The sequence below is a fragment of the Asanoa sp. NPDC049475 genome (assembly GCF_040676915.1).
In the GTDB taxonomy this organism is placed as follows: Bacteria; Actinomycetota; Actinomycetes; order Mycobacteriales; family Micromonosporaceae; genus Asanoa.
In genome coordinates this window covers 407,267-431,659 of the sequence record NZ_JBFAPY010000002.1, presented here as the reverse complement: position 1 = coordinate 431,659, position 24,393 = coordinate 407,267, and the positions used below count along the sequence as shown (strand labels likewise).

The window sequence follows — 24,393 nt, the reverse complement described above, 5'->3', positions numbered from 1 at the left end:
CACCGCAGCGAAGGCCAGGCCGGCCACCATTCCCAGCGTGGCCAGACAGCGGTTGAAGCGGTTCGCGACCATCGTCCGCCTCGCAATCCCGTCCGGGGCGGCGAGCCGATCGCATCGCGCCTAACCCTTATTCGCCGCCGCCTCCGGGGCGGATTGCCTCACAGGTCCCGCCGCTGGAAGGCGAGCCCGGCCAGACCCAGCACGAGGGCCACCCAGACGGCCGTCCACGCCAGATAGGTCCAGGTGAGCGAGGATTCGCTCATGAACGGGTGCCCCTTCATCCCCGGGCCGAGGCTCAGCAGCACGGCGGGGTCCTGGAAGGCGTTCATGGCGCCGCGCCACAGGCCGTCGGTCGGCAGCAGCACCCGCGACACCGCGCCGATCCGCTCCACGCTCTCGTTGTTGAGCGCCTGCCCGACCCCGCCGACCACACCGGCGATCCAGGTGGCGCCGAACAGGCCGACCGCGACGATGCCCGAGGCCATCGGGGAGATGACGGCCGACAGCAGCAGCCCGAGGGTGAGCAACGCGGTGGTCTGCGCCGCGAGCAACGCCAACCCGGTCACCGGCGCCGGCGGCCAGTAGTCCAAGGTGAACCAGACGATCAGGAACTGGGCCAGCCCGGCCACGGCGACGAAGCCGCTGCCGAACACCGCCAGGCCCAGCCACTTGCCGACCAGCACCGAGCCGCGCCGCACCGGGCGCGCCAGCATCGCCAAGGCGGCACCCGACTCGATCTCGCCGGACAGCGTCGGACCGGCCAGGAACGCGGTGCCGAGCGCGGCGATCAGGCTGAACCCGAACATCACCAAATTGAGCACAATGGACGCCGCGAGCCTGGCCTCGCCGCTGGTGAGCCCGCCGAACTCGGCGTCGAGCCGGTAGAAGCCCCAGGCGCTGAGGCCCAGCAGCACGAGGGTCATCACGGCCAGCGCCCGCAGCACCTTGCGGCGGGCCGCCTCCCGCAGGGTCAGGGCGGCCACGGACAGGACGATCATCGGTGCTCCTCGGTGCCGGTACGCAGGATGTCGAGCAGGCGCTCCTCGAGGCTGATCCGCCCTGGCTCGACGGCGTGCACCCGCACGCCGAGCTCGACCAGGTCGGCGACGAGGTCCGGCACGGTGCCCGGGTCCTCGGTGAGTGCGACCGTGAACAGGTCGCCGTCGCGGGTGAGCTCGCCGGCCGCGGCGAGCCGGGCCGTCGCGGCGTCGTCCACCTTGTCGAGGCGCAGCCTGAGCTCGCGCTGCCCGAGCAACTCGGTGAGCGTGCCGGCGGCGGCGATTCGCCCCTTGTCGAGGATGACCACCCGGTCGCAGACGCGTTCCACCTCGCCGATCAGGTGCGAGTTGAGCAGCACGGCAACGCCCCGGGACCGCAGCGAGAGCAGCAGGTCCCGCACGTCGGCGCGACCGATCGGGTCGAGGGCGCTGGTCGGCTCGTCGAGGACGACGAAGTCCGGTCGGGCCACGAGCGCCACGGCGAGCCCCAGGCGCTGCTGCATGCCCTTGGAGAAGCCGCCGACCCGGTCGCCGGCCCGGTCCGCGAGGCCGACGAGGGCGAGACACTCACGGCGCTCGGCCACGGGCACGGAGGCGCCGGCGAGCCGGACGTGCAGGTCGAGCACCTCGGCCGCGGTCAGCCACGGCTGGTAGCGGAACAGCTCGGGCAGATAGCCCACCTTGGCCCGGGAGCGCGGGTCGCGGGAGGGCCGGCCGAGCAGCAGCACCTCCCCCGCGTCCGGGCGGACCAGCCCGAGCAGCATCTTGATCACGGTGGTCTTGCCGGCCCCGTTCGGGCCGAGCAGCCCGAGCACCTCGCCCCGGGCGACCGTGAACGAGACGCCGTCGACGGCCGTCCGCTTGCGGTAGCGCTTGCGCAGGCCCGAGCACCAGACGGCGGCGCTGGGTGCCAGGACCTGCTCGACGGCGGTCATCGTGAACCCATCCCGCGGGCCACCGCGAGCACCTCGTCGGCGCGCAGCGGGCCGGCCACCGCGGTCACGACGGTGCCGTCCAACCAGAGCACGGCGGCCATCGTGCGGTCCCGTGACGTGAGCAACGTGGCCGGCACCCCACCGACGTCGGTGGCCGTGCTGGTCATGTGCTCGACCGACATGAACAGCGGCAAGGTCGTACCCTCCGGTGAGAAGTTCCGTAGCTGCGCGGCGACGTTCGCCGGCAGGATGGGCAGCGACAGCAGATAGTCGCGGGCGGTTTCGAAGGGGAATCCGGTGGAGTACGCCGTGGGCGTCACCGCGCGGGCCACGACGAGACCGGGCACGGGGCGGCCCTCCGCCCACACGGCGGCCAGACCGGGACCGGCGGTCAGCCGGAACTGACTGCCGTCCAGACCGGGCGGCGGTGGCGGCAGGGTCTGGCCCTTGGCGCGCGCGGTCTGCTCCGCCCGCTCGGCCGAGTAGGTGAACAGCGCACTCGCCCGCGCGCCGACGTGGTAGGTCGGCTGACCGCTGACCCCCTTGGGCAGGTCGGTCACCCGCGGCACGACCAGCCCGGTGGCCTTGGCCGCGGCGTCGGCGTCGGCGACCTGGCGGATGCGGATCGGCTCGATCGGCACGAGCTCACCAAACTCGTCGAGCTCGGGCAGCTTGATCAGGTCGGCCTCGGGCGCGGTGACCGGCGCGATCCGCTCGGTGCGGAAGATCTGGAGCCAGTCACCCGCGGCCGCGGCGCTGGCCCCGGCCAGCAGGGCGGCGACCCCGATCGCGGCGACCAGCGGACTGCGCAGGCGCCAACGGCGCGCGGCTGCTTTGCCGGGTCGTGCCCGCGTCGCCGACAGCCGCTCCCAGCCGGCGTCGACATCGACGCCGGGCTCATCACGCAGCGCGGCGCTCGCGACGTCCGCATCCCGCTGGACCGCGGCCAGTCCCGCCTGGCACCGCGGGCAGCCGGCGACGTGGGCACGGTCGGCGTCGGCGACACCGGCGGGCTCGTCCAGGAGCCGGCGCAGCGTGCCGTCATTCGGATGACGCATGACGGTTCAACTCCTCCCTGAGGGCGGCCTCGGCGCGCCGCACGGTGGTGCCGACGCTGCCGGGCGAAAGATCGAGAGCGGCGGCGACCTCGGCGTAGCTGAGGCCGCTGTGCCGCAGGACGAGGGCGACGGCCTGCTTGCGGGGCAGGCGCGCCAACGCCGCGCGCACCCGGCGACGCTCGTCGAGGGTGACCACCGCGTCGGCGACGTCCGGCACGGAGCTCGCGCTGTCACGGGCGGCCACCTCGCGCGCCGCCCGCCGGCGCCCGGTCCGCAGGTGGTTGAGCGCGGCGTGGGCGGCGGCGACGGACAGCCAGCCGAGCGCCTCTCCGGCCGGCACGGCCGAACGCCCGAAGGTCAGAAACACCTCCTGAGCGACGTCCTCGGCCTCGCTCCGGGACCCGAGCACCCGAGCCGCGACGGCCACGACCCGGGGATACGCGGATCGGAACACCTGTTCGAGGTCGGCCCGAACGGCTTGGGGCCTCGACACCACTACGCCGCCCTTCCACCCGACCAGCACGTCAACGTCCACACCCAGATAGCACCGCCGCGACGCCGAATGTGACACTCGGGCCACCCGCTTTTGAGCGCCTATTCCAGGCGAGCGAGCCGAGCCGGCGAAACAGCAGCAGGACCCTGGCGACAACCGCGGAAATGGCCAGCTGACGATCGCCGGCCGCGACAGGATCGCACAGCGGGCCGTTAGTCCCGGTATGGAGATGACGCGGGAGGCGCGGCGCGAACTGTCGGTGACGACGTCGCTGGCCGGTGGCCTGATCGTGGTCTGCGCGCTGGGCGCCGCCGGCTCGGCCGCTGTGCCGGACCGGGACGAAACGAAGATCCACACCCTCGGCATGCCGCTCGACTGGATCTATCCGGCGGCGGTGTGGCCTATGTTGGCCGCGCTGGTCGGGTGCGGGCTGGTAATCGCACGACGACCGGCGTGGGTCCGCGAGTCCGCGCTGGTGGCGGCGATCGTGGCCGCACAGGTCGCGGGCTATGGCGTCGTGGCCGTCCGGGACTGGTTCAACGCCAGAGGTGCTGCCGGCATGGCGTCGCACAACCTCGCGACCGTGGTTACGTTCGCTGCCTCGGTCGCTCTCTGCGCCACGGTCGCTACCTGCGTCGCCGTCGGGCTGCTCTGGCGTGCACCCGGCGACTGGCGCATCCTCCTGCGACCGGCGCGACCTCGATCCGTGGTCCTCGGCGTCGTGGTGGCGGTCGGTGTGCCGCTCCTGCTCGGTGCGACCTACCGCGACGCGGACATCACAAGCGTCGGCCAGTACGCGTTGACCTACTCGCTGCCGTGGGGAGCAGCGCTCGCGTTGGCCGGTTGGTTCGACCCGCGCGGCGCGATGGTCGCGCGTGCGACGGTTGCCGCGTCCGTCGTCCTGGTCGTCGTCACAGGTGCGTGAATCTCGCGTGCGGGGCGTGAGCGGGCGGTGCGAGACTCGCCGGCATGGGTGATTCGCACTGGCCGTTGTTCGGGCTTCGGTTGCGGTGTCGTGACGTGGGGCTGCGGCCCGTGCGGGACGACGACCTGCCGCTGCTCGCCGCGATCCAGCCCGACGACTACGAGCACGACCCGCGTGCCGAGATGTTGGACGGTCTCGACCTCGCGGCCAACCGTGCCCGGCTCGTCTATCAGAGCCATTGGCGGTCGCTCGGGACCTGGTCGCCCGCGAAGTGGCAGCTCGACTTCGCCGTCGAACATCAGGGAACCCTCGTCGGTGTGCAGTCGTTGGAGGCCGAGGACTTTCCGACCCTGCGTACCGTCGACTCGGGGTCCTGGCTCGTCCCCACGGTCAGGGGGCGGGGCCTCGGGGTGTCCATGCGGCTGGCCGTGCTCGGGCTCGCCTTCGACCACCTCGGCGCGCTGGCCGCGATCAGCTCCGCCCGCCACGACAACGCGGCCTCGCTCGGCGTTTCCAAGCGCCTCGGCTACACCGACAACGGGGTCAGCCTGAGCGACTCGACCACCGGCGTCTTCCGGCTCCAGCACGTGCGGCTGACCGCCGAGCGGTGGCGCCACGGCGGCGAGACGGCCGTCGACGGGTTGGCGCCCTGCCTGCCCTGATTCGGCCTGGCCTAGACGAGGAGCCACGAGATCAAGACCAACGCCTTGTTCACCGCCCTCGAAGGGGCCGAGCGCATCCTGATCGCCGGCGCCGGGGGTGGGTTCGACGTGTACGCCGGCCTGCCGCTCGCCCTGTCACTCATGGCCGACGGCAAGCGGGTCCACCTGGCCAACCTGTCGTTCGCCGAGCTTCACCTGCTCGATCCCGACGTCTGGCTGGACGAGAACATCGCCGCGGTCACCCCCGCCACGAAGGGCCTCGACGACTACTTTCCCGAACGCGCGCTGTCGGTGTGGCTGGAGACCGACAACCTGCCCTCGACCGTGTACGCGTTCCCGCAGACCGGTGTCCGACCGCTGCGGGCGGCGTACACGACGCTGGTCGACCGACTCGGGATCGACGCGGTCGTGCTCGTCGACGGCGGCACCGACATCCTCCTGCGCGGTGACGAGGCCGCGCTGGGCACGCCGGCGGAGGACATGACCAGCCTCGCCGCCGTGGCGGGGCTCGACGCCGTGCCCGTGCGGCTCGTGGCCTGCATCGGATTCGGGATCGACGCCTACCACGGTGTCAACCACACGCAGGTCCTGGAGAACATCGCGGAGCTGGACGCGGCCGGGGCGTACCTCGGCGCTTTCTCCGTGCCGAGCCGGTCCGCCGAGGCCGCCCGGTACCGTGCCGCGGTCGCGCACGCCCAGGCGTTGACGCCGCTGCGGCCGAGCATCGTCAACGGGCAGATCGCCGCCGCGCTCGACGGGCGCCACGGCAACGTGCCGTTCACGCGCCGCACCCGCGACAGCGTGCTGTTCGTCAACCCGCTCATGGCGGTCTACTTCAGCTTCGACCTGCCGGGGCTGGCGAAACAGAACCTCTACCTCGACCGCATCGAGGACACCGTCGGCATGCGGCAGGTGTGGAGCCGCATCGAGGAGTTCCGGGCCCGGGGCGCGCACCGCACTCCCCGGGCCTTTCCACACTGACGCGGTCAGTCCGGGAGACCGATCGTGATCTTCCATTCCTTCAGGTCGCGGTCCTTGGTCACGTCGAGCTGCGTGTATGGGTCCTGCGCGACCAGGGCCTCCGCGGACTCGAGGTCGTCGGCGGCCAGCACGATGATGCCGCCGCTGAGGTCGGCCAGCGGGCCGGCCAGCACGAGTGCGCCGTCCGCCTTCAGCTTCGCCAGGTGCTCCAGGTGGTCCGGGCGCTTCTCGGCGCGCAGCGGGGTGTCGTTGTAGCCGTACGTGAGGATGAAGTGGGGCATGGTCGCCTTTCGATAGCGGGGGTCAGAGCCCGTAGACCCGGCGGGCCGTACGGGAGAAGACATCGGCTTGTTCGTCCTCGGTGCGGTGGCACAGGGCCTGTCTCCACGCGTGGGTCAGCTCCGCCGAGGTCGTCCAGAGCTTCTCGACCGGCAGGTTCGTGCCGAACATCGCCCGGGGCGAGCCGAACAGGTCGAGCACCTCGTCCGCCACGAACCGGATCAGGGACGGGTCGACCCGGTGGACGAACGTGCCCTGGCCGGTCAGCTTGACGACCACGTTCGGGAGCGCCGCCAGCGCACGCATGCCGGACCGCCACGACGCCACCTCCTCCGGGTCCTCGTGGTCTGTGAGCATGCCGGCGTGCACGAGCACGAACGTCACCGCGGGGTTCGACGCCACGAGCTCGGCGGCGTGGTGCATCTGGCCCGAGAAGACCTGGAGCTCGAACAGCCAGCCCAGATCGGCGAGGGCGGCGATGTTCGCACGGAAGACCGGGTCCTTCATCGTGTCCGGGCCGGAGGCGAACCGGAACTCCGGACGCTCGTGCCAGTGGAGCTGCAAGCGGGTGCCGACCACCAGGCGGCTGATCGCCTGCTGTTCCCGCATGACTTCGACCGCGTTCGACGCGAACAGGTCCGCGCAGCCCACCATCGCCATCGGCCAGCCGGTGCGCTCGTTGAGCTCCGCGATCCAGCGCACCTCGTCGACGACGCGCTCCAGCGGCCAGTTCGGCTGCACGTACACCGACGTCCTGATGCCCGCCGCGGTGGCGTCGTCTCGGTACTCGTCGATCAGGTAGTCGCGCCGGATCGGCTCGTACGGGCCGAAGATGCGCGGGACCATCGGGCCGGACAGCCACGGCATGTCGGCCTGCCGCCAGACGTGGTGGTGCGAGTCGACGATGTCGCCCGCGTACAGCGAGCCCTCAGACATGCGCGCTCCTTTGCGTCGTCGCGAACTTCCCGCGTACCGCGGTCAGGGCCGTGTCGAGATCGTCGACCCCGGTCAGGGCATCGAGGTCCCGGAGCACGGCCGACATGCCGCGGGTCAGCGGCCGGTAGGCCGGGTCGCAGGCCAGCGGCGACCACCAGTGCAGCTGCGCGGCCAGCAGCGACAGCCGGCGGGTGGCCGCGACCATCGCCGTGCAGTCGCCGCGCTCGAGGCCGTCGGAGAGGACGAGCACGAGCGCGCCGCGGGCGAGGTCGGCGTGGTCATCGAGAAACGCCGCCAGGCTCGTCCCGATCAGGGTGCCGCCGTCGGCGTCGAGTACGACCTCGGCCAGCGCGGCGAGCGCGGTGTCCACATCGGAGAGTCGGAGGTGCGGCGTCACGCGGGTGAGCCGCGTCCCGAAGGTGAAGACCTCCGCCCGGGGACAGGTCGCGACGACCGCGTACGCGAATCGCAGGTAGTCCGCGCTGTGCTGCTTCATCGAGCCGGACACGTCGACGAGCAGGAGCAGCCGGCGGGAGCGCGGTGGTCGGTGGCGCCAGTACAGCCGCATGATCTCGCCGCGGGTACGCCGGGAGCCCAGGTAGATCGCACGCAGGTCGACGCGCTGCCGCCGTCCGCCGGGGCGGGTGCGCCGGGACCGGACGCTGGGGACGGCCCTGGGCAGCTCGCGGCACAGCTCGCGGATGAGCTCGTGGGCGCGCGGCGTGGTGGCCGGGAAACGACGCACGTTCTCCGGGCTGACGGTGCTGGCCGCGAGCCCGGACCCGCCGGTGGCGTCCGCCACGACCGACTCGGCCTCGCCCGATCCGGGCATGGAGGTCGGCTCGTCCTCGTCCGCGGTGTCGTCGGCCGGCTCGTCGGTGACCACCAGCGCGGGGGCCTCGGTCAGGCCGAAGAACCGCCGGAACACGTCGTCGTACACGTGTCGCTCGGGTTCCGAGGTGACCAGGGTCGCGGCGCCGATCCAGTAGAGCTGGCCGACCGTCGACGGGGCGAGGGTCTCGATGCCGGCGAAGAACTCGCTCTGCTTGTTGGCCGGGACGCGCAGCCCGCCCTCGTGCAGACCCCGGAGAAAACCGAACAGATGGTCCTCAGCGGTCGTCATCGCCGAACACCTCGACTGCGTGTGCCGCGACCAGGGCGCCGTCCTCGGCGTTCTTGAGCACCAGCCCCAGCGACGCGCGCAGCGCGTCGGTCCATTCCGCGCCCTCGTCGGCCAGCGCGAGCGATCCCTGCGCCCACGAGATGGCCTCGGCGATGCCGGGCCGCTTGAGCGGGTTCAGGGAGCGGATGACGTTGACCGACCGCACGAGTCGCGCGGCGGCCCGGGCGCTGAGCCCCGGTGTCTGCGCCTCGACGATCGCCCGCTCGCGCTCCGGGTCCGGGAACGGGATCCAGTGGTAGAGGCACCGGCGCTTGAGCGCGTCGTGCAGCTCGCGGGTGCGGTTGGACGTGAGCACGACCAGCGGGGGTACGGCGGCCGCCACGGTGCCGACCTCAGGGATGGTGATCTGGAAGGTGTCGAGGAACTCCAGCAGGAACGCTTCGAACTCGCTGTCGGCGCGGTCGATCTCGTCGATGAGCAGCACGGCGCCGGCGTCACTGCGCAGGGCGCGCAGCAGCGGGCGTTCGAGCAGGAACTCGCCCGCGTAGAGGTTGCCGACCGGGGTGCCCTCGACCTCGGCGGCCCGCAGGCTCAGCAGCTGCTTGGGGTAGTCCCACTCGTAGAGCACCTGCGAGACGTCGATGCCCTCGTAGCACTGGAGCCGGATCAGCTCGCGGCTCAGGGCGTCGGCCAGCACGTGCGAGATCTGCGTCTTGCCGACGCCGGGCTCGCCTTCGAGCAGCAACGGCCGGCCGAGGGCGATCGCGAGTCGGACCGCGGTGAGCAGTCCTTCGTCGGCGAAGTACCGGCGGTCCTTGAGTTGCTGACTCAGGGCGGCGTGGTCGAGCAGCATCAGGCGACAGGCTCGCCGTCGCGCAGGGCGTCGAGTCCACGTAGGACCGACTCCGGGGTGAACGGCATCGTCGTCAGGCGCACGCCGCAGGCGTCGAAGATGGCGTTCGCGATCGCCGGGATCGGGGCGTTGGCCGTCATCTCGCCGATGCCCTTGGCACCGAACGGTCCGTTGGACGCCGGACGCTCCAGGATCACGCTGGTCTGCTCCGGGATCTCGCCGGAGCCGGGCATCAGGTATTCCGAGAAGTCGACCGGCCCGTGCGCCCGCGACTCCGGGTAGTAGGGCTCCGTCGACTCGAAGATGGCGTGCGAGACGCCCATCCACGCGCCGCCCTCGACCTGCTGCGTGGCCATCGCGGGGTTCAAGGCGCGACCGATCTCGTACGTGTTGTGCAGGCGCAGGACCCGCACGACGCCGGTCTCGTCGTCGACCTCGACGTCGGCGACCGTGCACGCGTGTGCCTGGCAGGAGTCCGGGTCCATCTCGCCCGTCTCCGGGACCGGGTAGCTGCGCTCCTTGAGGAACATGCCCCGACCCGAGATCGACTTGCCCTGCTTGAAGTGCGCGGCGAGGGCGATGTCCGAGATGTGGATCTGCTTGGCCGGGCTGCCCTTGAGGCGCACGTAGCCGGAGCCGTCGGTCTCCAGGTCGCCCGCGTCGACCTCGAGCTCGTCGGCCGCCACCTGGAGCATCACCTCGCGGGCCTCGCGGGCGGCCATGATGACGGCGTTGCCGACCCGGTGGGTGCCGCGGCTGGCGAACGTACCCATGCAATGGGGTCCGGTGTCGGTGTCCGCCGTGTCGACGATGATCTGCTCCATCGGCATGCCCAGGGTCTCGGCCGCGCACTGGGCGACGACGGTCTTGAGCCCCTGACCGAGGTCGACGGAGGACAGGCTGATCACGAAGCCGCCCATGGTGGTCGCGTGGATCAGGGCCTGCGACGGGTCGCCGCCGAGGTTCATCCCCGTGGGGTAGTTGACGGAGGCGTAGCCGCGGCCGTACAGCAGCGTCATGCTCCGGCTCCTCTCGGTGTGGACGACGACATGGAGCGATACTCCTCGGGAAGCTCGTGCCCGACGAGGTCGGCGGTCCGCTGGATGACCTCGATGAGGGCGGTGCCGGACGCGACCTTGCGGTGGGCCTTCAGATCACCGTCGCGGTACGCGTTGCGCAGCCGGAACTCCAGCGGGTCGATGCGCAGTGCCCGCGCCACCTGGTCCATCTGCGACTCGATGGCGAAGTCGGCGATGGTGACGCCGAAGCCGCGCATCGCGCTCGACGGGGTCCGGTTGGTGTAGACGCAGTGGCAGTCGGCGTAGACGTTGGGGATCGTGTACGGGCCGGGCAGGTGCGCGGCGGCCTTGGTGGCGCCGTAGGGCGAGTGGCGGGCGTACGCGCCGGCGTCCACATAGAGCATGATCTTGCGGGCGACGATCCGCCCGTCGTTCATCACGCCGTCCTTGATGTAGATGCGCTCGGCCGCCCGGGGCGAGGAGACCTGCATCTCCTCCTCACGCGTGTAGACGAACTTCACCGGCCGGTTCGTGAGCGTGGCCGCGATGCACGCGAGCGGCTCGACCATGACGTCGACCTTGCCGCCGAACCCGCCGCCGACCGTGCCGCCCTTGACCTGCAGGTCGGTGAACGGCCGTTTGAGCGTCAGCGCGGTGTTGTCGAGGGTGAAGAACGCGGCCTGGGTGTTGCTGTGGATCAGCAGGCGCCCGCTGCTCTGCGGCACGACGATGCAGCCGGTGGTCTCGGTCGGCGCGTGCTCGATGGGGGCCGAGCTGTAGCGCCACTCGAAGATGTGGTCCGCCTCGGCGAAGCCGGCCTCGACGTCGCCGAAGCGGATCCGGCGCGCGTGGTGCCCCTCGTACACGAAATAGTTCGTGCCCGCCCGCTTGATGACCGGCGTCTCCGGGAGCATCGCCTCCTCGACGTCGAGGACGGCTGGGAGCTCCGTGTAGCTGACCTTCACTTTGCTCGCGCCCTCGAGCGCGGCGGCCTCCGAGTCGGCCACCACAGCGACGATCGGCTCGCCCTTGTAGAGGACGCGGTCTTCGGCCAGGACGGGCTCGTCGTCGGGTCCGATGCCGATCAGGCGCAGGACGCCGTACCAGTTCTCCGGAACGTCTTTGTAAGTGATGACCCGCAGGACGCCGGGGACCTTGAGCGCCTCGGACCAGTCGACGTCGTCGATGAGCGCGTGGTGGTGCGGCGAGCGGTGGATCTTGAGGTGGGCCAGGTTCGGGAAGGTCCGGTCCTCCATGAACTCGGTGCGCCCGGTGACGTGGCCGAGCACGTCCGAGCGCTGGACCGCGGTGCCGATGACTTTGAAGTCGGAGGTGCGCTCGTCCCGGAAATACTCGCTGTCGATGCGTGCCATCAGCGGGTGGCCTCCTGTCCTGCGCGTTCGCGGCGCCGCCGCGCCGCGTCGAGGATCGCGCTGACGATCGGCGCGTAGCCGGTGCAGCGGCACACGTTGCCGCTGATCGCCTCGTTGACCTCGTCGGCGGTCGGGTCGGGGTTGCGGGCCAGCAGGGCCTCGGCGGACATGATCATGCCGGGGGTGCAGAAGCCGCACTGCGTAGCGAACCCGTCGATGAACGCCTGCTGGACGTCGCTGAGCTCCTGACCGTCGGCCAGGCCTTCGACCGTCGCCACGGCCGAGCCGTCGACGGTGGCCGCTGGCACGAGACAGGAGACCACGGGCGCGCCGTCGAGCAGGACGGTGCACGAGCCGCAGGCGCCCTGCGCGCAGCCGCGCTTGGCACCCGTCAGGCCGAGCTGTTCCCGCAGGGCGAGCAGCAGGGTGGTTTCCGGCTTGGCCATGAAGGCCTGGTCGACGCCGTTGACCTTGAGATTGACGATCCTGACCGGCATGGTCCTGTTCCCTATCAGTGGCCGAGCAGGGCTCGGCGAAGGTGGACGGGGAAGACGCGGGTGCGGTACCACGCGGAGGCGTAGGCGTCATCGGCCGGCTCGATCTCGCCACGGCCGGCCTCGCCCGCGGCGCGCACCGTCTCGGCAGTGAGTGGACTGCCGATCAGGGCGGTCTCGACGGCGTGCGCGCGGATGACGCGCGGGCCGACGCCGCCGAGCGCGACACGGGCGGCGGTGACGAGCCCGTCGGCTTCGGTGATGGTCGCGGCGACCGTGACCAGGGACGCGGAGTTGTAGCGGCGACGGGCGGCCTTGACGTACTTGAACGTGCCGGGCTGCGGGAGCTCAAATCCGACCGCGGTGACAAGCCCGGAAGGTCGGCCGCCCGCGACGAGTTCCGCTACGGGAAGCTCGCGGGCTCCTGCGCTGTCGACGAGGGTCACCCGGGCGTCCAGCGCTACGAGGGCGACCGCCAGGTCGCCGTGCGGCTGGCGGGCGAAGAGGTTGCCGCCGACGGTGGCCAGGGTGCGGACGGGCGTCGAGGCGATGCTGCGAACGACCGGGTTCAGGGCGGCCAGTCGGTCGTCGTGCTCGACCTGCGCCAGGGTCGTCGCCGCGCCGAGCTCGACGGTCGTGCCGTCCACCCGGATGCCGGCCAGCCCCGTGCGGCGCAGGCTGACGAGCTCGGTCGGCGGCGACGCGTAGTCGTTGAGCCACGGGAGCACGCTGGTCCCACCGCCGATCGCCGTGGCTCCCCCGGCTATCAGCCGCACCGCGGCCGAGACGTCGTCGGGGACGTGAACCTCGGTCAACATGCGCGCCCCCTTTATCGATATCGATAATGAACGTATACGGTCTCTCTATGTTGGTCAACGAGTCTTCCGCGGCCCGCCCGTCGAAGCCGACCCTGAGCGAGAGCATCCGGGACGGATTGGTGGAGCTGATCGTCTCGGGTGAGCTCAAGGCCGGCGAACGGCTCATCGAGACCCGGATCGCCGCGGACTTCGGCACGAGCCAGGCGCCCGTGCGCGAGGCGTTGCGCGAGTTGGAAGGCCTGGGGCTGGTCGAGAGCCGCCCCCGGCGCGGGCGTCACGTGCTGCCGTTCGTCGAACAGACGATCCGGGAGGCGTACGTCGTGCGGGCGGCGCTGGAGGAAGCCGCGACCCGGCTCGCGATGCTGAACGACCGGCTCCCCCTGGACAAGATGCGCGGCGACGTGGCGGACATGTACCGATGCGCGGAGGCGGACGACGTGCGCGCCATGGGTCTGGCCAGCGCGCGCTTCCACCGCCGGGTGGTGCTGGCCGGCAGCAACTTCCTGCTGGAGCGGGCGTGGGAGGGCTTGCAGATCGAGGCGCGTACCGCGATCGCTCTGGTGGTGACGAGGCCCCGGTTGTCACATGTCGCCGACGAGCACGCGGAGCTTCTGCGGGTGCTCGAAGCCGGCGACGTCGAGGCGGCCTGCCTGCACACGCGGGCACACCAATGGGCGTACGCGGACCTCCCCCACGACATGCACGGCACCGCGCGGGCGGTGCGCTTCCCGGGCTAGTGGGCCAGCACGTTGACGACGTGCCCGTCGGGGTCCCGCACGAAGAAGCGGCGCACGCCCCACGGCTCGTCCGTCAGCTCGTGCACGATCTCGGCGCCGGCGGCGAGCGCGGCCCGGTAGCTCGCGTCCACGTCGTCGACCTGGATCGAGGCGACCGGGACGACCGGCGCGGTCGCGTCGTGGGTCATGAGGCTGAGCTGCACCTGGGGACGTGCGGGGTCGGCGAGCGTGACGATCCAACCCTGGTCCATGACCACCTCCAGCCCGAGCACCCGCGTGTAGAAGGCTTTGGCCTGCTCCATCGAGGTGGTCTTCAGATCCGGGACGATCCTGCTCACGGACATTGGGCTCCCTCTAGTCGGCACCCCGTCAGGTGCTTTGGAACGTACGACGGTAGGCGTCCGGCGCCACCCCGACCGTGCGGTGGAAGTGCCGGCGCAGCGTGGTGGCCGTGCCCATGCCCGCCGCCTCGGCGATGGCGTCGATGCTGGCGTCGGTGTTCTCCAGCAGCTCCTGGGCGCGGCGGATGCGTTGCGTCGACAGCCATTGCAGCGGCGTCGTGCCGGTCGCCGACCGGAAGTGGCGGGCCAGGTTGCGCGAGCTCATGTTGGCCTGGCGGGCCAGGTCCTCGACGGTCAGCGGGTGGTCGAGCCGGGCCATCGCCCACGGAAAGAGGGTGGCCAGCGGGTGGTCGTCGCGGGCGGGCACCGGCGTGGTGACGAACTGGGCCTGGCCGCCGGCGCGGTGGGGCGGCACGACCAGGCGGCGGGCGACGGCGTTGGCGACCGTCGAGCCGTGGTCACGCCGGATGAGGTGCAGGCACAGGTCGATCGCGGCGGCCTTGCCGGCGGAGACGAGCACGTCGCCGTTGTCGACGTAGAGCACGTCCGGGTCGACCGTGACCCGCGGATAGCGTTGGGCCAGCACGTCCGTGTGGGCCCAGTGGGTGGTGGCGCGGAGCCCGTCGAGCACTCCGGCGGCGGCCAGCACGAAGGCGCCGGTGCAGAGCGAGACGATCCTCCTGCCGTTGGCGCGGGCGGCTCGGACGGCGTCGACCAGGTCGGGTGGCAGCTCCGCGTCGACGTCCTCGACGGCCGGGACGATGACCGTGTCGGCGTCGGCGAGCCGGTCCAGACCGGCGTCGGGATCCAGGCGGAAGCGGCCGACGCCGACCGGGCCGGGGCCGCAGACCAGCAGGTCGTACCACGGGTCGGCCAGGCCCGACGGGTCGCGCACGAAGATCTCGCAGGCCATCGCGATCTCGAAGTGCAGCATGCCGTCAGTGGCGGCGATGGCGATCGTGGTCATGTCCGAAACTGTACGGTGCCTGTCGTTCCAGACACTCCCCCGGGGCCGGCGACTGCCGGAAGATCTTCCTTGTTCGATCTTGTTGGGAGGAGATTCTGATGGGTACGGTCGCGGTCTTCGGTGCATACGGTCACACCGGTCGGTTCGTGGTGTCGGAGCTGGTTTCGCGCGGGTTCGTCCCGCTGCTGCTGGGCCGGGACGCGTCGAAGCTCGCCGCGTCGGGGCTGGACCACCGGGTGGCGTCGGTCGACGACCCGGCCTCGATCGATGCCGCCCTGAAGGGTGCGGTGGCGGTCATCAACTGTGCCGGTCCGTTCGCCTCGACCGCCGCGCCCGTGATCTCCGCGGCCCTGCGCGCCGGGATCCCGTACGTCGACGTGGCGGCCGAGATCGAGGCCAACGTCGACACGTTCGCGCTGTTCGCCGACAGCGCCGGCGTCCCCGTGGTGCCCGCCATGGCGTTCTTCGGCGGGCTCGGTGACCTGCTCGCCACGACCGCGATGGGCGACTGGGCGGAGGCCGACTCGGTGGACGTCGCGTACGGGCTGAGCAGCTGGTATCCGACCGCGGGCACGCTGGCTTCCGGGACCGTCTCGCGAGACCGGCGCGCCGGCCAGCGGGTCCGCTTCACGGGAGGCAAGCTGGAGTACTACGTCGCGGCGGGCGACCTGCCCGCTCAGGAGTGGGACTTCCCGGCGCCGCTGGGCCGCCGCACCGTCCTGCGCGGCTTCACGATGGCCGATGTCGTCACCGTGCCGAGCCACCTGCGCGTCCCCGAGGTCCGCACGCACATGACGGCGGTCGCAGCCGCCGACCTGGCCGCCGCCTCGGCCTCCGTCGACAGCGCGGTGCAGACGTTCACGGTCGACGTCGTCGTGAGGCGCGGCGACGAGTCACGCCGCATGGTTGCCAGCGGCCGGGACATCTATGCCGTCAGCGCACCGCTCGCGGTCGAGGCGGTCGCTCGGATCCTCGACGGCCGGACCCGGGCGCGCGGCGTCGCCTCGGCCGGCGCCATGTTCGACGCGCCCGACTTCCTGCGCGCCCTGTCCACGCACCTGCGCGTCTCCTGAGGACGCCGCAGTCCATCCATTGAGGACGTTGCGCTTCGGCCCCGAGACCGTACGATCGGCGGAGCCTTCGCATAGGAGTTTGTGCATGACGATCTCGGATGCCGACCTCACGGCACAGCTTGCTCCCGACATCCCGCACGCCGCGCGCATGTGGAACTACTGGATGGGTGGCACCGACAACTACCCCGCCGACCGGGCCGCCGGTGACGCCGTCGCCGCGGTGTATCCGGAGATCCGGCTCATGGCCGGCCAGTCCCGCCAGTTCCTGGCCCGCGCCGTGCGTTTCCTGGCCGCCGAGCAGGGCATCCGGCAGTTCCTGGACATCGGCACCGGCCTGCCGGTCATGCAGAACACCCACCAGATCGCGCAGGAGATCGCGCCTTCGAGCCGGATCGTCTACGTCGACAAGGATCCGCTCGTGCTCGTGCACGCTCGGGCGCTGCTCGGTGAGGCCGGCTCGAACGACCAGGTCACCTATCTGCACGCCGACTACTACGAGCCGGAGAAGATCCTCGCCGAGGCCGCGAAGACCCTCGACTTCACGCAGCCGATCGCGGTGATGTTCATGGGCGTGATGGGCTACGAGCCCGACCTGGCGGTGGTCCGGTCCATCATCGACCGGGTCGTCGCCGCGACGGCCTCCGGGAGCTACCTGGTCTTCTGGGACAGCACCGACACCACACCGTCGGTCGTGGAGGGTGCGAAGAAGTTGGTGGAGAGCGGCGGCGCCGAGTACCACCTGCGCAGCCTCGCCGACCTCAACTCCGTCTTCACCGGGCTCGACCTGGTCGAGCCGGGCCTCGCGCAGATCACCGCCTGGCACTCGGACGAGGCCGACCCGGTGCGGACCGACGCCTTCGGCGGGGTGGCCCGCAAGCCCTGACCGCGCTCACCACTGGCCGCGGTGGACCACCTCGTCGAACGGCCTGCGGTTGGGTCGCTTGACCGGCCGCAGCGGACGATCGGCGGGGTGGCCCACCCCGAGGAGATAGGCCACCTCGTGCGTCTCCGGCACGCCGAGGATCGCGCGCGCCCGGCCCTGGTTGCCGACCGACGAGTGCCCGGTGCCGATGCCGAGGTCCGTCGCGGCCAGCATCATCGCGTACGTGGCCTGACCCAGGTCGTACTGGTCCAGCAGCCGTTGGCGCTCGTCGACCGGCACGGGCAGGACCAGCGCGATGGCCGCCGCGGCGCTGGCGATGTGGCTGGCGGCGTGCCAGACCGTGCCGAGCTCGGCCAGCCGTTCGCGGTCGGTCACGAGAACGAAGTCCCAGTGCTGGCGGTTGGACGCCGAGGGCGCCCGCCACCCGGCCTCGGCGATCCGCGTCAACTGCTCGTCGGACACCGGGTCGGCCGTGTAAACGCGAACGTTGCGCCTGGCCCGGATCGCATCCCAAGTCTCCATCAGGTCCCACTGTATTTCGCCGGTCGCCCGCAGGTGTCCCAACCGTGGCAGAGGAGCCTTCGCGGGCTACGCTGTCGCTGACCGAGCACCACGATGACCCGGGAGAGTCTCATGTCCGACGACGAGAACACCACGCCGGACGAGACGGCGGAGGAGGAGACTCCGACCTTCGCCAACCGGGCCGAGCGGCGCGCCGCCAAGGGCAAGGGTGGCAAGGGCAAGGGCGGCCAGGCGCACCAGCAGGGCTCGGGCGGCGGGTTCACCGGCAAGGGCGGCAGCTTCCAGCCTCCGCGCAACTACGGCAGCCGCCGCAGCGGCTGAGCTAGCGCCGGGCCAGCCACACCGTTCTGGTCGTACGCACGGTCAGGTCCTCTCGACCGTCCAGGCCCGCGACGGCCTTCTCCAGGGCGGCCAGGTCTGACGCCGGGAGCCGCCCGTCGAGGCGCTCACGCATGCGAGACAGGGTGATCTCGGCATAACGCGCGGCCCTCGGAGGCAGCGGCGGCCGCAGCTCGATGTCGAACCGGCGCTCCGTCACCGCGCTGAATCCGGCGTGGGTGGCGCGGTCGCCCCAGTTCTCGTGCATGTGCATGCCGGCTTCGTGGCGAAGCTCGGCCAGCGCAGTGTGCCCGCGCTGCTCGACCTCCTCGTCGGCGGTCCCCGCGAGGAACAACGGGAACGAGTCGAGCTCGGCGATCACCAGCAGGCCGCCGTCTCTCAGGGTCGCGTGCGCCGACGCGAGCGCCTGCCCCGGGTCGGCCATATGGTGCATCGAGGAGGCGGCCCAGACCACGTCGGCGGGGCCGAGCGCGGGCCAGGGCTGGTCGAGGTCGGCCTCGACGGTGTGGATCCGACCCGCGAGGCCGGTTCTCGACGCCCGGTGGCGCAGATGGGCCAGCATCTGGGGATCGACGTCGACCGCGGTGACCATCGATCCGGGCAGCTCACGGGCGAGGGCCAGGGAGCCGGTGCCGCTGCCGGCGCCGATGTCGACGACCCGGGGACGGTCGCCGGCCTCGCGGCCGACCCAGGCGATCAACTCGCGGTGGTACTCGTGCAGGACCGACGCGTCCAGGTCCAGCATCTCGATCAGGTGGTCGTGTGCCATGCGACGACGGTAGCCGTCTCTTGCGCCAATGGCATAGCATCTTGCGTATGAAGCAAGACGATGATCTGGAGGTACGCGTCCGGCAGCGGATCCGCGGCCTGCGGGTCGCCCGCGGCTGGTCGCTGGACGAGCTGGCCGCCGCGTGCCTGCTCAGTCCCTCCACCCTCAGCCGCATCGAGACCGGTCACCGGCGCATCGCCCTCGACCAGCTCACCGCGATCGCCCGGGCACTCGGCACCACGCTCGACCACCTGGTCGAGTCGGACAGCGACGACGACGTGGTGATCCGCCCCCACCGCGACGACGCGCGCGGCATCACCACCTGGTTGCTCTCCCGCGACAAGGGCCAGACCGTCAGCAAGATGCGGGTCACCCGCAAGGTCCCGGACGACCTGCGCGTGCACCCGGGCCGCGACTGGTTCACGGTGCTCTCCGGCACCATCCTGCTGCGGCTGGGCGAGCGCACGATCCTGGTCGGGCCGGGCGAGGCGGCCGAGTTCTCGACGCTGGTCCCCCACGCCTTCGGCGCCCACGGCGGCCCGGCCGAGATCCTCTGCATCCTCGACCACGAAGGCGAACGCACCCACCTGGGCCACCACGGCGAGGCTTCGCACGAGGCACACGGTTGATGCGGCGTGGCGACCCGTCGGGAAAGCTGTCGGGATGATGCCACCCGCCCTGCTCGACCATGTCTCGATCGCGGTGACCGACGGCCGGCAGGCGTGGCCGCTGTTCCGTGGCCAACTCGGCGGCGAGTGGGCGATCAGCGGCACCGCGCCGGGATTCACGTTCAGCACGCTGCGGTACGCGAACGGCATGTGCCTGGAATTGCTGGAGCCACATCGGACGGACGAGAACCCGTTCGTGGAGCGGTTCCTCTCGCGCGGCGGGCCGGGGCTGCACCATGTGACGTTCAAGGTGCCGGACCTGGAGGCCGCGGTCGATGCGGCGACGACGGCCGGTTACCCCTGCTTCGGCGTACGCACCGTCGACCCGTCATGGCGTGAGGCGTTCATCCATCCGAAGGACGCCGGCGGGACGCTGGTGCAGCTGGCCCAGGCCGGGCCGGCGCCACTGCCGGCCGCCCCCGCCGACCTGCCGCCGGCGGGTGCGACGACGGCCGCGCTGCGGGTGGTCACCGTGCCGGCCACCGAGGTCTCGCGGATGGTGGGGTTGCTCCGCCTGCTGGGAGGCCAGGTCACGGGCACCGATGAGCTCAGCTTCCGCGGCCCGGGCGTGCGGTTGCGGATCCTCGCGGAGCCCGGGCCGGCCCGCCTGGAGTTCACGGGCACGGACGCCGTGACCCGGGTGGCGTACGCCGGCGGCGCGGGAATCCCGTTCCGCGACCCGCACCTGGGCGTCGACATCGTGCTGACCTAGTAGCTCGGGCCAGGTCGCGCAGCCGCCGTTCATGTCCCGTTGACTGGACGATCGGCGCGGTGTGTGTCAGGTCGGCAACACCGGGCGGGTCATTCCAGCCCGGCCGGCCCCTGCTGGGACCGGCCGGGCTCGTTGATCGCAGTGATCAGGAAAGGTCGAACCGGTCGAGTTCCATGACCTTCGTCCAGGCCGCGACGAAGGCGTTCACGAACCGCTCGCCGGCGTCCTGGCTGGCGTAGACCTCGGCCAGCGCCCGCAGTTGCGAGTTGGAGCCGAAGATCAGGTCGACCGCGGTGGCGGTCCACTTGACCTCGTCGGTGGTCACGTCGCGGATCTCGTACACGTGCTCGTCGGTCTCCGACGCCTTCCACCGCGTGCCCGGGGAGAGCAGGTTGGCGAAGAAGTCGTTGGTGAGCAGGCCCGGCCGGTCGGTGAGGACGCCGTGCTTGGCGCCACCGACGTTGGCCCCGAGGGAGCGCAGGCCGCCGATCAGGACGGTCATCTCGGGAGCGGTCAGGTTCAGCATGTACGCGCGGTCGACGAGGAGGATCTCCGGCGGGGTCTTCTCGCCCGCACGCAGGTAGTTGCGGAACCCGTCGGCGCGGGGCTCGAGCACCCGGAAGGACTCGGTGTCGGTCTGCTCCGCGGTGGCGTCGGTGCGGCCCGGGCGGAACGGGACGGTGACCTCGACGCCGGCGTCGCGCGCCGCCTTCTCGACGGCGGCCGAACCGGCCAGCACGATCAGGTCGGCGATCGAGATCTTCGCGCCGCCGGCCTCGTTGAACTTGCGCCGGATGCCCTCGAGGGTGTCGAGGACGGTCGCCAGCTGCTCGGGCTCGTTGACCTCCCAGCCGCGCTGCGGCTCCAGGCGGATGCGGGCGCCGTTGGCACCGCCCCGCTTGTCGGTCGAGCGGAAGCTCGCGGCCGAGGCCCACGCGGTCGAGACGAGCTGGGCCGTGGTCAGGCCCGACTCCAGGACCATCGCCTTGAGCGTCGCGACGTCGGCCTCACCCACGAGCTCGTGGTCGACGGCCGGCACCGGGTCCTGCCAGAGCTGCGGCTCGGCGACCCACGGGCCGAGGAAGCGGCTGACCGGACCCATGTCGCGGTGCAGCAGCTTGTACCAGGCCTTGGCGAACGCCAGCGCGAACTCGTCCGGGTTCTCGAGGAAACGACGGGAAATCCGCTCGTACGCCGGGTCGACGCGCAGCGACAGGTCGGTCGTCAGCATGGTCGGCTTGTGCTTCTTCGCCGGGTCGTACGCGTCGGGGATGATCGCCTCGGCGTCCTTGGCCACCCACTGCTTGGCGCCGCCGGGGCTGGTGGTGAGCTCCCACTCGTACCCGAAGAGGATCTCGAAGAAGCGGTTGCTCCACTGGGTCGGCTTGTCGGTCCAGGTGACCTCGAGGCCGCTGGTGATCGTGTCGGCGCCCTTGCCGGTGCCGTGGGTGCTCAGCCAGCCCAGGCCCTGCGCCTCGATCGACGCGCCCTCGGGCTCGGCGCCCACGTGGTCGTCGGCGATGCCGGCGCCGTGGGTCTTGCCGAAGGTGTGGCCGCCGGCGATCAATGCGACGGTCTCCTCGTCGTTCATCGCCATGCGACCGAAGGTCTCGCGGATGAAATGCGCCGCCGCGGCCGGGTCGGCGTTGCCGCGGGGACCCTCCGGGTTGACGTAGATGAGGCCCATCTCGGTCGCGCCGACGTTGTCGGCCATCGTGGTGTCGTCGACATAACGGGCATCGCCCAGCCACGTGTCCTCGGGACCCCAGAAGATCTCCTCGGGCTCCCACACGTCCTGGCGGCCGAAGCCGAAGCCGAAGGTCTTGAAGCCCATCGACTCCAGGGCCACGTTGCCGGCGAGCACGAGCAGGTCGGCCCAGGAGATCTGCTGGCCGTACTTCTGCTTGACCGGCCACAGCAGACGGCGGGCCTTGTCGAGGTTGGCGTTGTCGGGCCAGCTGTTGAGCGGCGCGAACCGCTGACCGCCGTCGCCGGCACCACCACGACCGTCATGGATACGGTACGTGCCGGCGGCGTGCCAGCTCATCCGGATCATCAGGCCGCCGTAGTGGCCGAAGTCGGCGGGCCACCAGTCCTGCGAGGTGGTGAGCACGTCGGTGATGTCGCGCTTGAGGGCGTCGACGTCGAGCTCCGCGAACGCCTTGGCGTAGCTGAAGTTCTCTCCGAGGGGATTGCCCTTGGCCGAGTGGGCGTGCAGCACCGAGAGGTCGAGCTGGTTGGGCCACCAGTCGCGGTTGGTGTGCGGCCTGGTGTTCTTCGGGGTGGGCGAGTCGATCGCCGGGTTCTCGCTCTCGCTGCCGTGCGCGGTCACGGAGTCGTGCGCGACCGGGCAGCCGGTCTGGTTCGTGTCGCTCATCTGCATCCTTCCCACAGCCGCGCCTTGACGAGGCCGATCGCCATCACGCGATGACGTTAGGGCACATTCTGGAACAATTCAAGATTACTCGCGGCGTTGGTTCAGACCCGGAAAGTGTCGTACGCGGGTGTGAGCATCATGGACATGGATGAACGGTGGGGACTGCTCGGTGTGCCGTCCAGTGCCGGTGCGCACACACCCGGCCTGGAGAAGGGGCCGGCGGCCATCCGTGCCGCGGGCCTGGCGTCGCTCCTGCGCGGCGGCGTGCGCGACTTCGGCGACGTGCCGGGGTTCCGCTGGAGACCCGATGTGTCGCGGCCCACCGCCAAGCACGCGGATGTTGTGGCCCGCGTCGCAGCCGACACCGCCTCGGGCGTCTCGCGCATCCTGGCCGCGGGTCAGGTGCCGTTCGTGATCGGTGGCGACTGTTCGATAACGGTCGGGGTGGTGGCCGGGTTCGTCCGGGCCGGTCTGCCTCCGGCGTTGCTCTATGTCGATGGTGGGCCTGATCTCTACACGCCGGCTACGCGGGCCAACGGCAACCTCGACTCGATGGGCCTGGCCCATCTGCTGGCTATCCCCGGTCATGTCCCCGCTGTGGCGGGCGTCGGGCCGGTGCCGCTGCTGGCCGCTTCGGATGTGGTGTGTTTCGGACATTCACTGCCGGCGGTCGACCAAGAGCGGGGCCTCCTCGATCAGCTCGGCATCAGCCACCTGCATGCCGACGAAGTGCACGCCGACCCCGTGCGGGCCGCCTCGCGGGCACTGGCGACGATCGAGTCCGCGGGGCCGCGGTTCGTCGTGCACTGCGACGTCGACGTGCTGTCGTTCAACGACACTCCCCTGGCCGACGTGCCGGACTCGGGCGACGAGCCGATCGGCCTGCGACTACCCGAGCTGGCGGCGAGCCTGTCCGTGTTCGCGTCCAGCCCGCGGTTCGCCGGGTTCGTGCTGACCGAGGTCAACCCCGACCATGCGCCAGAACCGGACCTCCTTCCCCGGTTTTCGGCCACGCTGGCCGCGTCCCTCACCGGGTCGGAGGTGAGCCGGGCACGATGACGTTCGAGCCCGACTCACCGGAAAGGACGACCCAGTGACCGAACTGAACGCGGAGCGTGCCCGCCAGGCGATCATCGAGCACAGCCGGCGGCTGGCGGCATCAGCCACCGCCGCCGGACCCGGCGCCGCCGTGCCCACGACGCCGGAGTGGACCGTCGCTGAGCTGGTCGCGCACGTGGGCCAGACCCAGCACTGGGTAGCCGAGATGGTCGAACAGCGCATCACCGATCCCACGAAGCTGCCCACGGAGATGGCGGCCTTCCCGGCCGACCCCGCCGCGTGGCAGGGGTGGCTGTCGGAGTCCGCGCGGCGCGTCGCGAGCGCGTGCTCCGACGAGGCGCTCGACGCACCGGTGTTCAACGCCGCGGGCGACGAGCGATCGGGCACGCGCTTCTGGCTGGCGAGCAGCCTCAACGAGGCGGTGGTCCACGGCTTCGACGCGGCCGAGGCGGCGGGCAGGCCGGCCGACGTCGAGGCCGACATCGCGGTCGCGCTCATCAGCAACCACCTCGCGATGCTCACCTCGCCTACGTGGGAGCTGCGGCGATCGGCATCGGCCCACGCGATCCGGGGCACCGGCCAGACCTTGCAGTGGCTGGCCACAGACGACGCGGGAGCCTGGTTCGTCGAACGCCGACCCGACGGCGCGACCTGGCAGCACGGACGCCAGCCGGCCGACGTCACGGTGTCGGGACCGGCAGGTTCGCTGTTCCTGACCTTGGTCCGACGACTACCACTGACCGACGGCACAGCCGGCGACATCAACATCGAGGGCGACCAAGCCTTGGTCCGACACTGGCTGGACAACACCGCCCACGTCGCTGACTGACGCCGCGCACGCCAGGTTCGCCCGCTTCGGTCATCGCGCTACCAAGCCCACGCGGACGACACCCGTGCTTGGCCCGACGCCGTGACAATGCGCTGGGCTGGGCTGGACTGGGCTGGACTGGGCTGGGCTGGGCTGAGCTGGGCTGGGCTGAGCTGGGCTGGGCCAGGCCA

Annotated in this window: 28 protein-coding genes; 11 read left to right on the top strand and 17 right to left on the bottom strand. The window is 71.2% G+C overall.

What is annotated here, in order from left to right; genetic code table 11:
* Nucleotides 1-158: 158 nt before the first annotated feature.
* Genes AB0J88_RS08190 through AB0J88_RS08175 form a run of 4 tightly spaced genes read right to left on the bottom strand, consistent with a single transcriptional unit; the run spans nucleotide 159 to nucleotide 3,526 of the window.
* Nucleotides 159-998 carry an ABC transporter permease gene (locus AB0J88_RS08190; RefSeq protein ID WP_364347126.1) on the bottom strand — a complete coding sequence of 280 codons (840 nt, stop codon included), beginning with the start codon at nucleotides 996-998 and terminating at the stop codon, nucleotides 159-161.
* A complete protein-coding gene (locus AB0J88_RS08185; protein ID WP_364347128.1) occupies nucleotides 995-1,933 on the bottom strand; it encodes an ABC transporter ATP-binding protein in 939 nt (312 codons plus the stop codon). Before AB0J88_RS08185 ends, AB0J88_RS08190 begins: the two co-directional genes overlap by 4 nt.
* Nucleotides 1,930-2,991, bottom strand: coding sequence for a hypothetical protein (locus AB0J88_RS08180; RefSeq protein WP_364347130.1), 1,062 nt, complete (start codon nucleotides 2,989-2,991; stop codon nucleotides 1,930-1,932). The genes AB0J88_RS08185 and AB0J88_RS08180 overlap by 4 nt, the downstream gene beginning before the upstream one ends.
* A complete protein-coding gene (locus tag AB0J88_RS08175; RefSeq protein ID WP_364347132.1) occupies nucleotides 2,975-3,526 on the bottom strand; it encodes a sigma-70 family RNA polymerase sigma factor in 552 nt (183 codons plus the stop codon). The genes AB0J88_RS08180 and AB0J88_RS08175 overlap by 17 nt, the downstream gene beginning before the upstream one ends.
* A gap of 181 nt (nucleotides 3,527-3,707) precedes the next feature.
* Here AB0J88_RS08175 and AB0J88_RS08170 point away from each other — a divergent pair, with 181 nt between their 5' ends.
* Genes AB0J88_RS08170 through AB0J88_RS08160 form a run of 3 tightly spaced genes read left to right on the top strand, consistent with a single transcriptional unit; the run spans nucleotide 3,708 to nucleotide 6,052 of the window.
* Nucleotides 3,708-4,409, top strand: coding sequence for a hypothetical protein (locus tag AB0J88_RS08170; RefSeq protein ID WP_364347134.1), 702 nt, complete (start codon nucleotides 3,708-3,710; stop codon nucleotides 4,407-4,409).
* 44 nt (nucleotides 4,410-4,453) lie between these two features.
* Nucleotides 4,454-5,071 (top strand): GNAT family N-acetyltransferase, encoded by a 618-nt coding sequence (locus AB0J88_RS08165; RefSeq protein WP_364347136.1) that lies wholly within the window; start codon nucleotides 4,454-4,456, stop codon nucleotides 5,069-5,071.
* A gap of 45 nt (nucleotides 5,072-5,116) precedes the next feature.
* Entirely contained in the window at nucleotides 5,117-6,052 is a 936-nt protein-coding gene (locus tag AB0J88_RS08160; RefSeq protein ID WP_364347138.1) for a DUF1152 domain-containing protein, read from the top strand.
* A 5-nt stretch (nucleotides 6,053-6,057) separates the two neighbouring features.
* Here AB0J88_RS08160 and AB0J88_RS08155 read toward each other — a convergent pair whose 3' ends face one another.
* The 8 genes from AB0J88_RS08155 to AB0J88_RS08120 are packed head-to-tail and all read right to left on the bottom strand — an operon-like array spanning nucleotide 6,058 to nucleotide 12,947.
* Nucleotides 6,058-6,333, bottom strand: coding sequence for a YciI family protein (locus tag AB0J88_RS08155; protein ID WP_364347140.1), 276 nt, complete (start codon nucleotides 6,331-6,333; stop codon nucleotides 6,058-6,060).
* Nucleotides 6,334-6,355: 22 nt separating this feature from the next.
* Nucleotides 6,356-7,267 (bottom strand): amidohydrolase family protein, encoded by a 912-nt coding sequence (locus AB0J88_RS08150; protein WP_364347142.1) that lies wholly within the window; start codon nucleotides 7,265-7,267, stop codon nucleotides 6,356-6,358.
* On the bottom strand, nucleotides 7,260-8,390 hold the full coding sequence (locus AB0J88_RS08145; protein WP_364347144.1) for a VWA domain-containing protein: 1,131 nt from the start codon (nucleotides 8,388-8,390) through the stop codon (nucleotides 7,260-7,262). Before AB0J88_RS08145 ends, AB0J88_RS08150 begins: the two co-directional genes overlap by 8 nt.
* Complete coding sequence (locus AB0J88_RS08140; RefSeq protein ID WP_364347146.1) at nucleotides 8,377-9,243, bottom strand: MoxR family ATPase; 867 nt, start codon at nucleotides 9,241-9,243, stop codon at nucleotides 8,377-8,379. The genes AB0J88_RS08145 and AB0J88_RS08140 overlap by 14 nt, the downstream gene beginning before the upstream one ends.
* The gene (locus AB0J88_RS08135; RefSeq protein WP_364347148.1) at nucleotides 9,243-10,262 is read right to left on the bottom strand and encodes a molybdopterin cofactor-binding domain-containing protein; all 1,020 of its coding nucleotides are present in this window, start codon (nucleotides 10,260-10,262) and stop codon (nucleotides 9,243-9,245) included. The genes AB0J88_RS08140 and AB0J88_RS08135 overlap by 1 nt, the downstream gene beginning before the upstream one ends.
* The gene (locus tag AB0J88_RS08130; protein WP_364347150.1) at nucleotides 10,259-11,635 is read right to left on the bottom strand and encodes a molybdopterin cofactor-binding domain-containing protein; all 1,377 of its coding nucleotides are present in this window, start codon (nucleotides 11,633-11,635) and stop codon (nucleotides 10,259-10,261) included. The genes AB0J88_RS08135 and AB0J88_RS08130 overlap by 4 nt, the downstream gene beginning before the upstream one ends.
* On the bottom strand, nucleotides 11,635-12,132 hold the full coding sequence (locus tag AB0J88_RS08125; RefSeq protein ID WP_364347152.1) for a (2Fe-2S)-binding protein: 498 nt from the start codon (nucleotides 12,130-12,132) through the stop codon (nucleotides 11,635-11,637). Before AB0J88_RS08125 ends, AB0J88_RS08130 begins: the two co-directional genes overlap by 1 nt.
* Nucleotides 12,133-12,146: 14 nt before the next feature.
* Nucleotides 12,147-12,947, bottom strand: a complete 801-nt coding sequence (locus AB0J88_RS08120) for an FAD binding domain-containing protein (protein WP_364347154.1) — start codon at nucleotides 12,945-12,947, stop codon at nucleotides 12,147-12,149.
* A 47-nt stretch (nucleotides 12,948-12,994) separates the two neighbouring features.
* Between AB0J88_RS08120 and AB0J88_RS08115 the strand changes: the two genes are divergently transcribed.
* Nucleotides 12,995-13,684, top strand: a complete 690-nt coding sequence (locus AB0J88_RS08115; RefSeq protein WP_364347156.1) for a GntR family transcriptional regulator — start codon at nucleotides 12,995-12,997, stop codon at nucleotides 13,682-13,684.
* On the opposite strand, the gene AB0J88_RS08110 is transcribed toward AB0J88_RS08115, so the two are convergent.
* The gene (locus AB0J88_RS08110) at nucleotides 13,681-14,022 is read right to left on the bottom strand and encodes a VOC family protein (protein ID WP_364347158.1); all 342 of its coding nucleotides are present in this window, start codon (nucleotides 14,020-14,022) and stop codon (nucleotides 13,681-13,683) included. The two genes, AB0J88_RS08115 and AB0J88_RS08110, sit on opposite strands and share 4 nt — an antisense overlap.
* A 31-nt stretch (nucleotides 14,023-14,053) precedes the next feature.
* Nucleotides 14,054-14,992 (bottom strand): helix-turn-helix domain-containing protein, encoded by a 939-nt coding sequence (locus tag AB0J88_RS08105; protein WP_364347160.1) that lies wholly within the window; start codon nucleotides 14,990-14,992, stop codon nucleotides 14,054-14,056.
* 98 nt (nucleotides 14,993-15,090) lie between these two features.
* Between AB0J88_RS08105 and AB0J88_RS08100 the strand changes: the two genes are divergently transcribed.
* Nucleotides 15,091-16,065, top strand: a complete 975-nt coding sequence (locus tag AB0J88_RS08100) for a saccharopine dehydrogenase NADP-binding domain-containing protein (RefSeq protein ID WP_364347162.1) — start codon at nucleotides 15,091-15,093, stop codon at nucleotides 16,063-16,065.
* Nucleotides 16,066-16,150: 85 nt separating this feature from the next.
* Nucleotides 16,151-16,948: an SAM-dependent methyltransferase gene (locus tag AB0J88_RS08095; protein ID WP_364347164.1), complete on the top strand. Its 798-nt coding sequence runs from the start codon at nucleotides 16,151-16,153 to the stop codon at nucleotides 16,946-16,948.
* Nucleotides 16,949-16,954: 6 nt separating this feature from the next.
* Here AB0J88_RS08095 and AB0J88_RS08090 read toward each other — a convergent pair whose 3' ends face one another.
* Nucleotides 16,955-17,470, bottom strand: a complete 516-nt coding sequence (locus AB0J88_RS08090) for a nitroreductase family protein (protein WP_364347166.1) — start codon at nucleotides 17,468-17,470, stop codon at nucleotides 16,955-16,957.
* Nucleotides 17,471-17,581: 111 nt separating this feature from the next.
* On the opposite strand from AB0J88_RS08090, the gene AB0J88_RS08085 reads away from it, so the two are divergent.
* On the top strand, nucleotides 17,582-17,791 hold the full coding sequence (locus AB0J88_RS08085; RefSeq protein ID WP_364347168.1) for a hypothetical protein: 210 nt from the start codon (nucleotides 17,582-17,584) through the stop codon (nucleotides 17,789-17,791).
* Nucleotide 17,792: 1 nt separating this feature from the next.
* Here AB0J88_RS08085 and AB0J88_RS08080 read toward each other — a convergent pair whose 3' ends face one another.
* Nucleotides 17,793-18,578 (bottom strand): class I SAM-dependent methyltransferase, encoded by a 786-nt coding sequence (locus AB0J88_RS08080; protein WP_364347170.1) that lies wholly within the window; start codon nucleotides 18,576-18,578, stop codon nucleotides 17,793-17,795.
* Between the two features lie 47 nt (nucleotides 18,579-18,625).
* On the opposite strand from AB0J88_RS08080, the gene AB0J88_RS08075 reads away from it, so the two are divergent.
* On the top strand, nucleotides 18,626-19,207 hold the full coding sequence (locus tag AB0J88_RS08075; protein ID WP_364347171.1) for a helix-turn-helix transcriptional regulator: 582 nt from the start codon (nucleotides 18,626-18,628) through the stop codon (nucleotides 19,205-19,207).
* 34 nt (nucleotides 19,208-19,241) lie between these two features.
* On the top strand, nucleotides 19,242-19,958 hold the full coding sequence (locus tag AB0J88_RS08070) for a VOC family protein (protein WP_364347173.1): 717 nt from the start codon (nucleotides 19,242-19,244) through the stop codon (nucleotides 19,956-19,958).
* A 145-nt stretch (nucleotides 19,959-20,103) separates the two neighbouring features.
* Here AB0J88_RS08070 and katG read toward each other — a convergent pair whose 3' ends face one another.
* Nucleotides 20,104-22,335 (bottom strand): catalase/peroxidase HPI, encoded by a 2,232-nt coding sequence (gene katG, locus AB0J88_RS08065; protein ID WP_364347175.1) that lies wholly within the window; start codon nucleotides 22,333-22,335, stop codon nucleotides 20,104-20,106.
* A 144-nt stretch (nucleotides 22,336-22,479) separates the two neighbouring features.
* Between katG and AB0J88_RS08060 the strand changes: the two genes are divergently transcribed.
* Nucleotides 22,480-23,394: an arginase family protein gene (locus AB0J88_RS08060; RefSeq protein ID WP_364347177.1), complete on the top strand. Its 915-nt coding sequence runs from the start codon at nucleotides 22,480-22,482 to the stop codon at nucleotides 23,392-23,394.
* Between the two features lie 34 nt (nucleotides 23,395-23,428).
* Nucleotides 23,429-24,223 (top strand): maleylpyruvate isomerase family mycothiol-dependent enzyme, encoded by a 795-nt coding sequence (locus AB0J88_RS08055; RefSeq protein ID WP_364347179.1) that lies wholly within the window; start codon nucleotides 23,429-23,431, stop codon nucleotides 24,221-24,223.
* Nucleotides 24,224-24,393 lie beyond the last annotated feature (170 nt).

Excerpts from the sequence above, each read along its gene's own strand:
- AB0J88_RS08190 (WP_364347126.1), bottom strand. The coding sequence starts at position 998 with ATGATCGTCCTGTCCGTGGCCGCCCTGACCCTGCGGGAGGCGGCCCGC.
- AB0J88_RS08185 (WP_364347128.1), bottom strand. The coding sequence starts at position 1,933 with ATGACCGCCGTCGAGCAGGTCCTGGCACCCAGCGCCGCCGTCTGGTGC.
- AB0J88_RS08180 (WP_364347130.1), bottom strand. The coding sequence starts at position 2,991 with ATGCGTCATCCGAATGACGGCACGCTGCGCCGGCTCCTGGACGAGCCC.
- AB0J88_RS08170 (WP_364347134.1), top strand. The coding sequence starts at position 3,708 with ATGGAGATGACGCGGGAGGCGCGGCGCGAACTGTCGGTGACGACGTCG.
- AB0J88_RS08165 (WP_364347136.1), top strand. The coding sequence starts at position 4,454 with ATGGGTGATTCGCACTGGCCGTTGTTCGGGCTTCGGTTGCGGTGTCGT.
- AB0J88_RS08155 (WP_364347140.1), bottom strand. The coding sequence starts at position 6,333 with ATGCCCCACTTCATCCTCACGTACGGCTACAACGACACCCCGCTGCGC.
- AB0J88_RS08150 (WP_364347142.1), bottom strand. The coding sequence starts at position 7,267 with ATGTCTGAGGGCTCGCTGTACGCGGGCGACATCGTCGACTCGCACCAC.
- AB0J88_RS08145 (WP_364347144.1), bottom strand. The coding sequence starts at position 8,390 with ATGACGACCGCTGAGGACCATCTGTTCGGTTTTCTCCGGGGTCTGCAC.
- AB0J88_RS08140 (WP_364347146.1), bottom strand. The coding sequence starts at position 9,243 with ATGCTGCTCGACCACGCCGCCCTGAGTCAGCAACTCAAGGACCGCCGG.
- AB0J88_RS08135 (WP_364347148.1), bottom strand. The coding sequence starts at position 10,262 with ATGACGCTGCTGTACGGCCGCGGCTACGCCTCCGTCAACTACCCCACG.
- AB0J88_RS08130 (WP_364347150.1), bottom strand. The coding sequence starts at position 11,635 with ATGGCACGCATCGACAGCGAGTATTTCCGGGACGAGCGCACCTCCGAC.
- AB0J88_RS08125 (WP_364347152.1), bottom strand. The coding sequence starts at position 12,132 with ATGCCGGTCAGGATCGTCAATCTCAAGGTCAACGGCGTCGACCAGGCC.
- AB0J88_RS08120 (WP_364347154.1), bottom strand. The coding sequence starts at position 12,947 with ATGTTGACCGAGGTTCACGTCCCCGACGACGTCTCGGCCGCGGTGCGG.
- AB0J88_RS08115 (WP_364347156.1), top strand. The coding sequence starts at position 12,995 with ATGTTGGTCAACGAGTCTTCCGCGGCCCGCCCGTCGAAGCCGACCCTG.
- AB0J88_RS08105 (WP_364347160.1), bottom strand. The coding sequence starts at position 14,992 with ATGACCACGATCGCCATCGCCGCCACTGACGGCATGCTGCACTTCGAG.
- AB0J88_RS08100 (WP_364347162.1), top strand. The coding sequence starts at position 15,091 with ATGGGTACGGTCGCGGTCTTCGGTGCATACGGTCACACCGGTCGGTTC.
- AB0J88_RS08095 (WP_364347164.1), top strand. The coding sequence starts at position 16,151 with ATGACGATCTCGGATGCCGACCTCACGGCACAGCTTGCTCCCGACATC.
- AB0J88_RS08090 (WP_364347166.1), bottom strand. The coding sequence starts at position 17,470 with ATGGAGACTTGGGATGCGATCCGGGCCAGGCGCAACGTTCGCGTTTAC.
- AB0J88_RS08085 (WP_364347168.1), top strand. The coding sequence starts at position 17,582 with ATGTCCGACGACGAGAACACCACGCCGGACGAGACGGCGGAGGAGGAG.
- AB0J88_RS08080 (WP_364347170.1), bottom strand. The coding sequence starts at position 18,578 with ATGGCACACGACCACCTGATCGAGATGCTGGACCTGGACGCGTCGGTC.
- AB0J88_RS08075 (WP_364347171.1), top strand. The coding sequence starts at position 18,626 with ATGAAGCAAGACGATGATCTGGAGGTACGCGTCCGGCAGCGGATCCGC.
- AB0J88_RS08070 (WP_364347173.1), top strand. The coding sequence starts at position 19,242 with ATGATGCCACCCGCCCTGCTCGACCATGTCTCGATCGCGGTGACCGAC.
- katG (WP_364347175.1), bottom strand. The coding sequence starts at position 22,335 with ATGAGCGACACGAACCAGACCGGCTGCCCGGTCGCGCACGACTCCGTG.
- AB0J88_RS08060 (WP_364347177.1), top strand. The coding sequence starts at position 22,480 with ATGGATGAACGGTGGGGACTGCTCGGTGTGCCGTCCAGTGCCGGTGCG.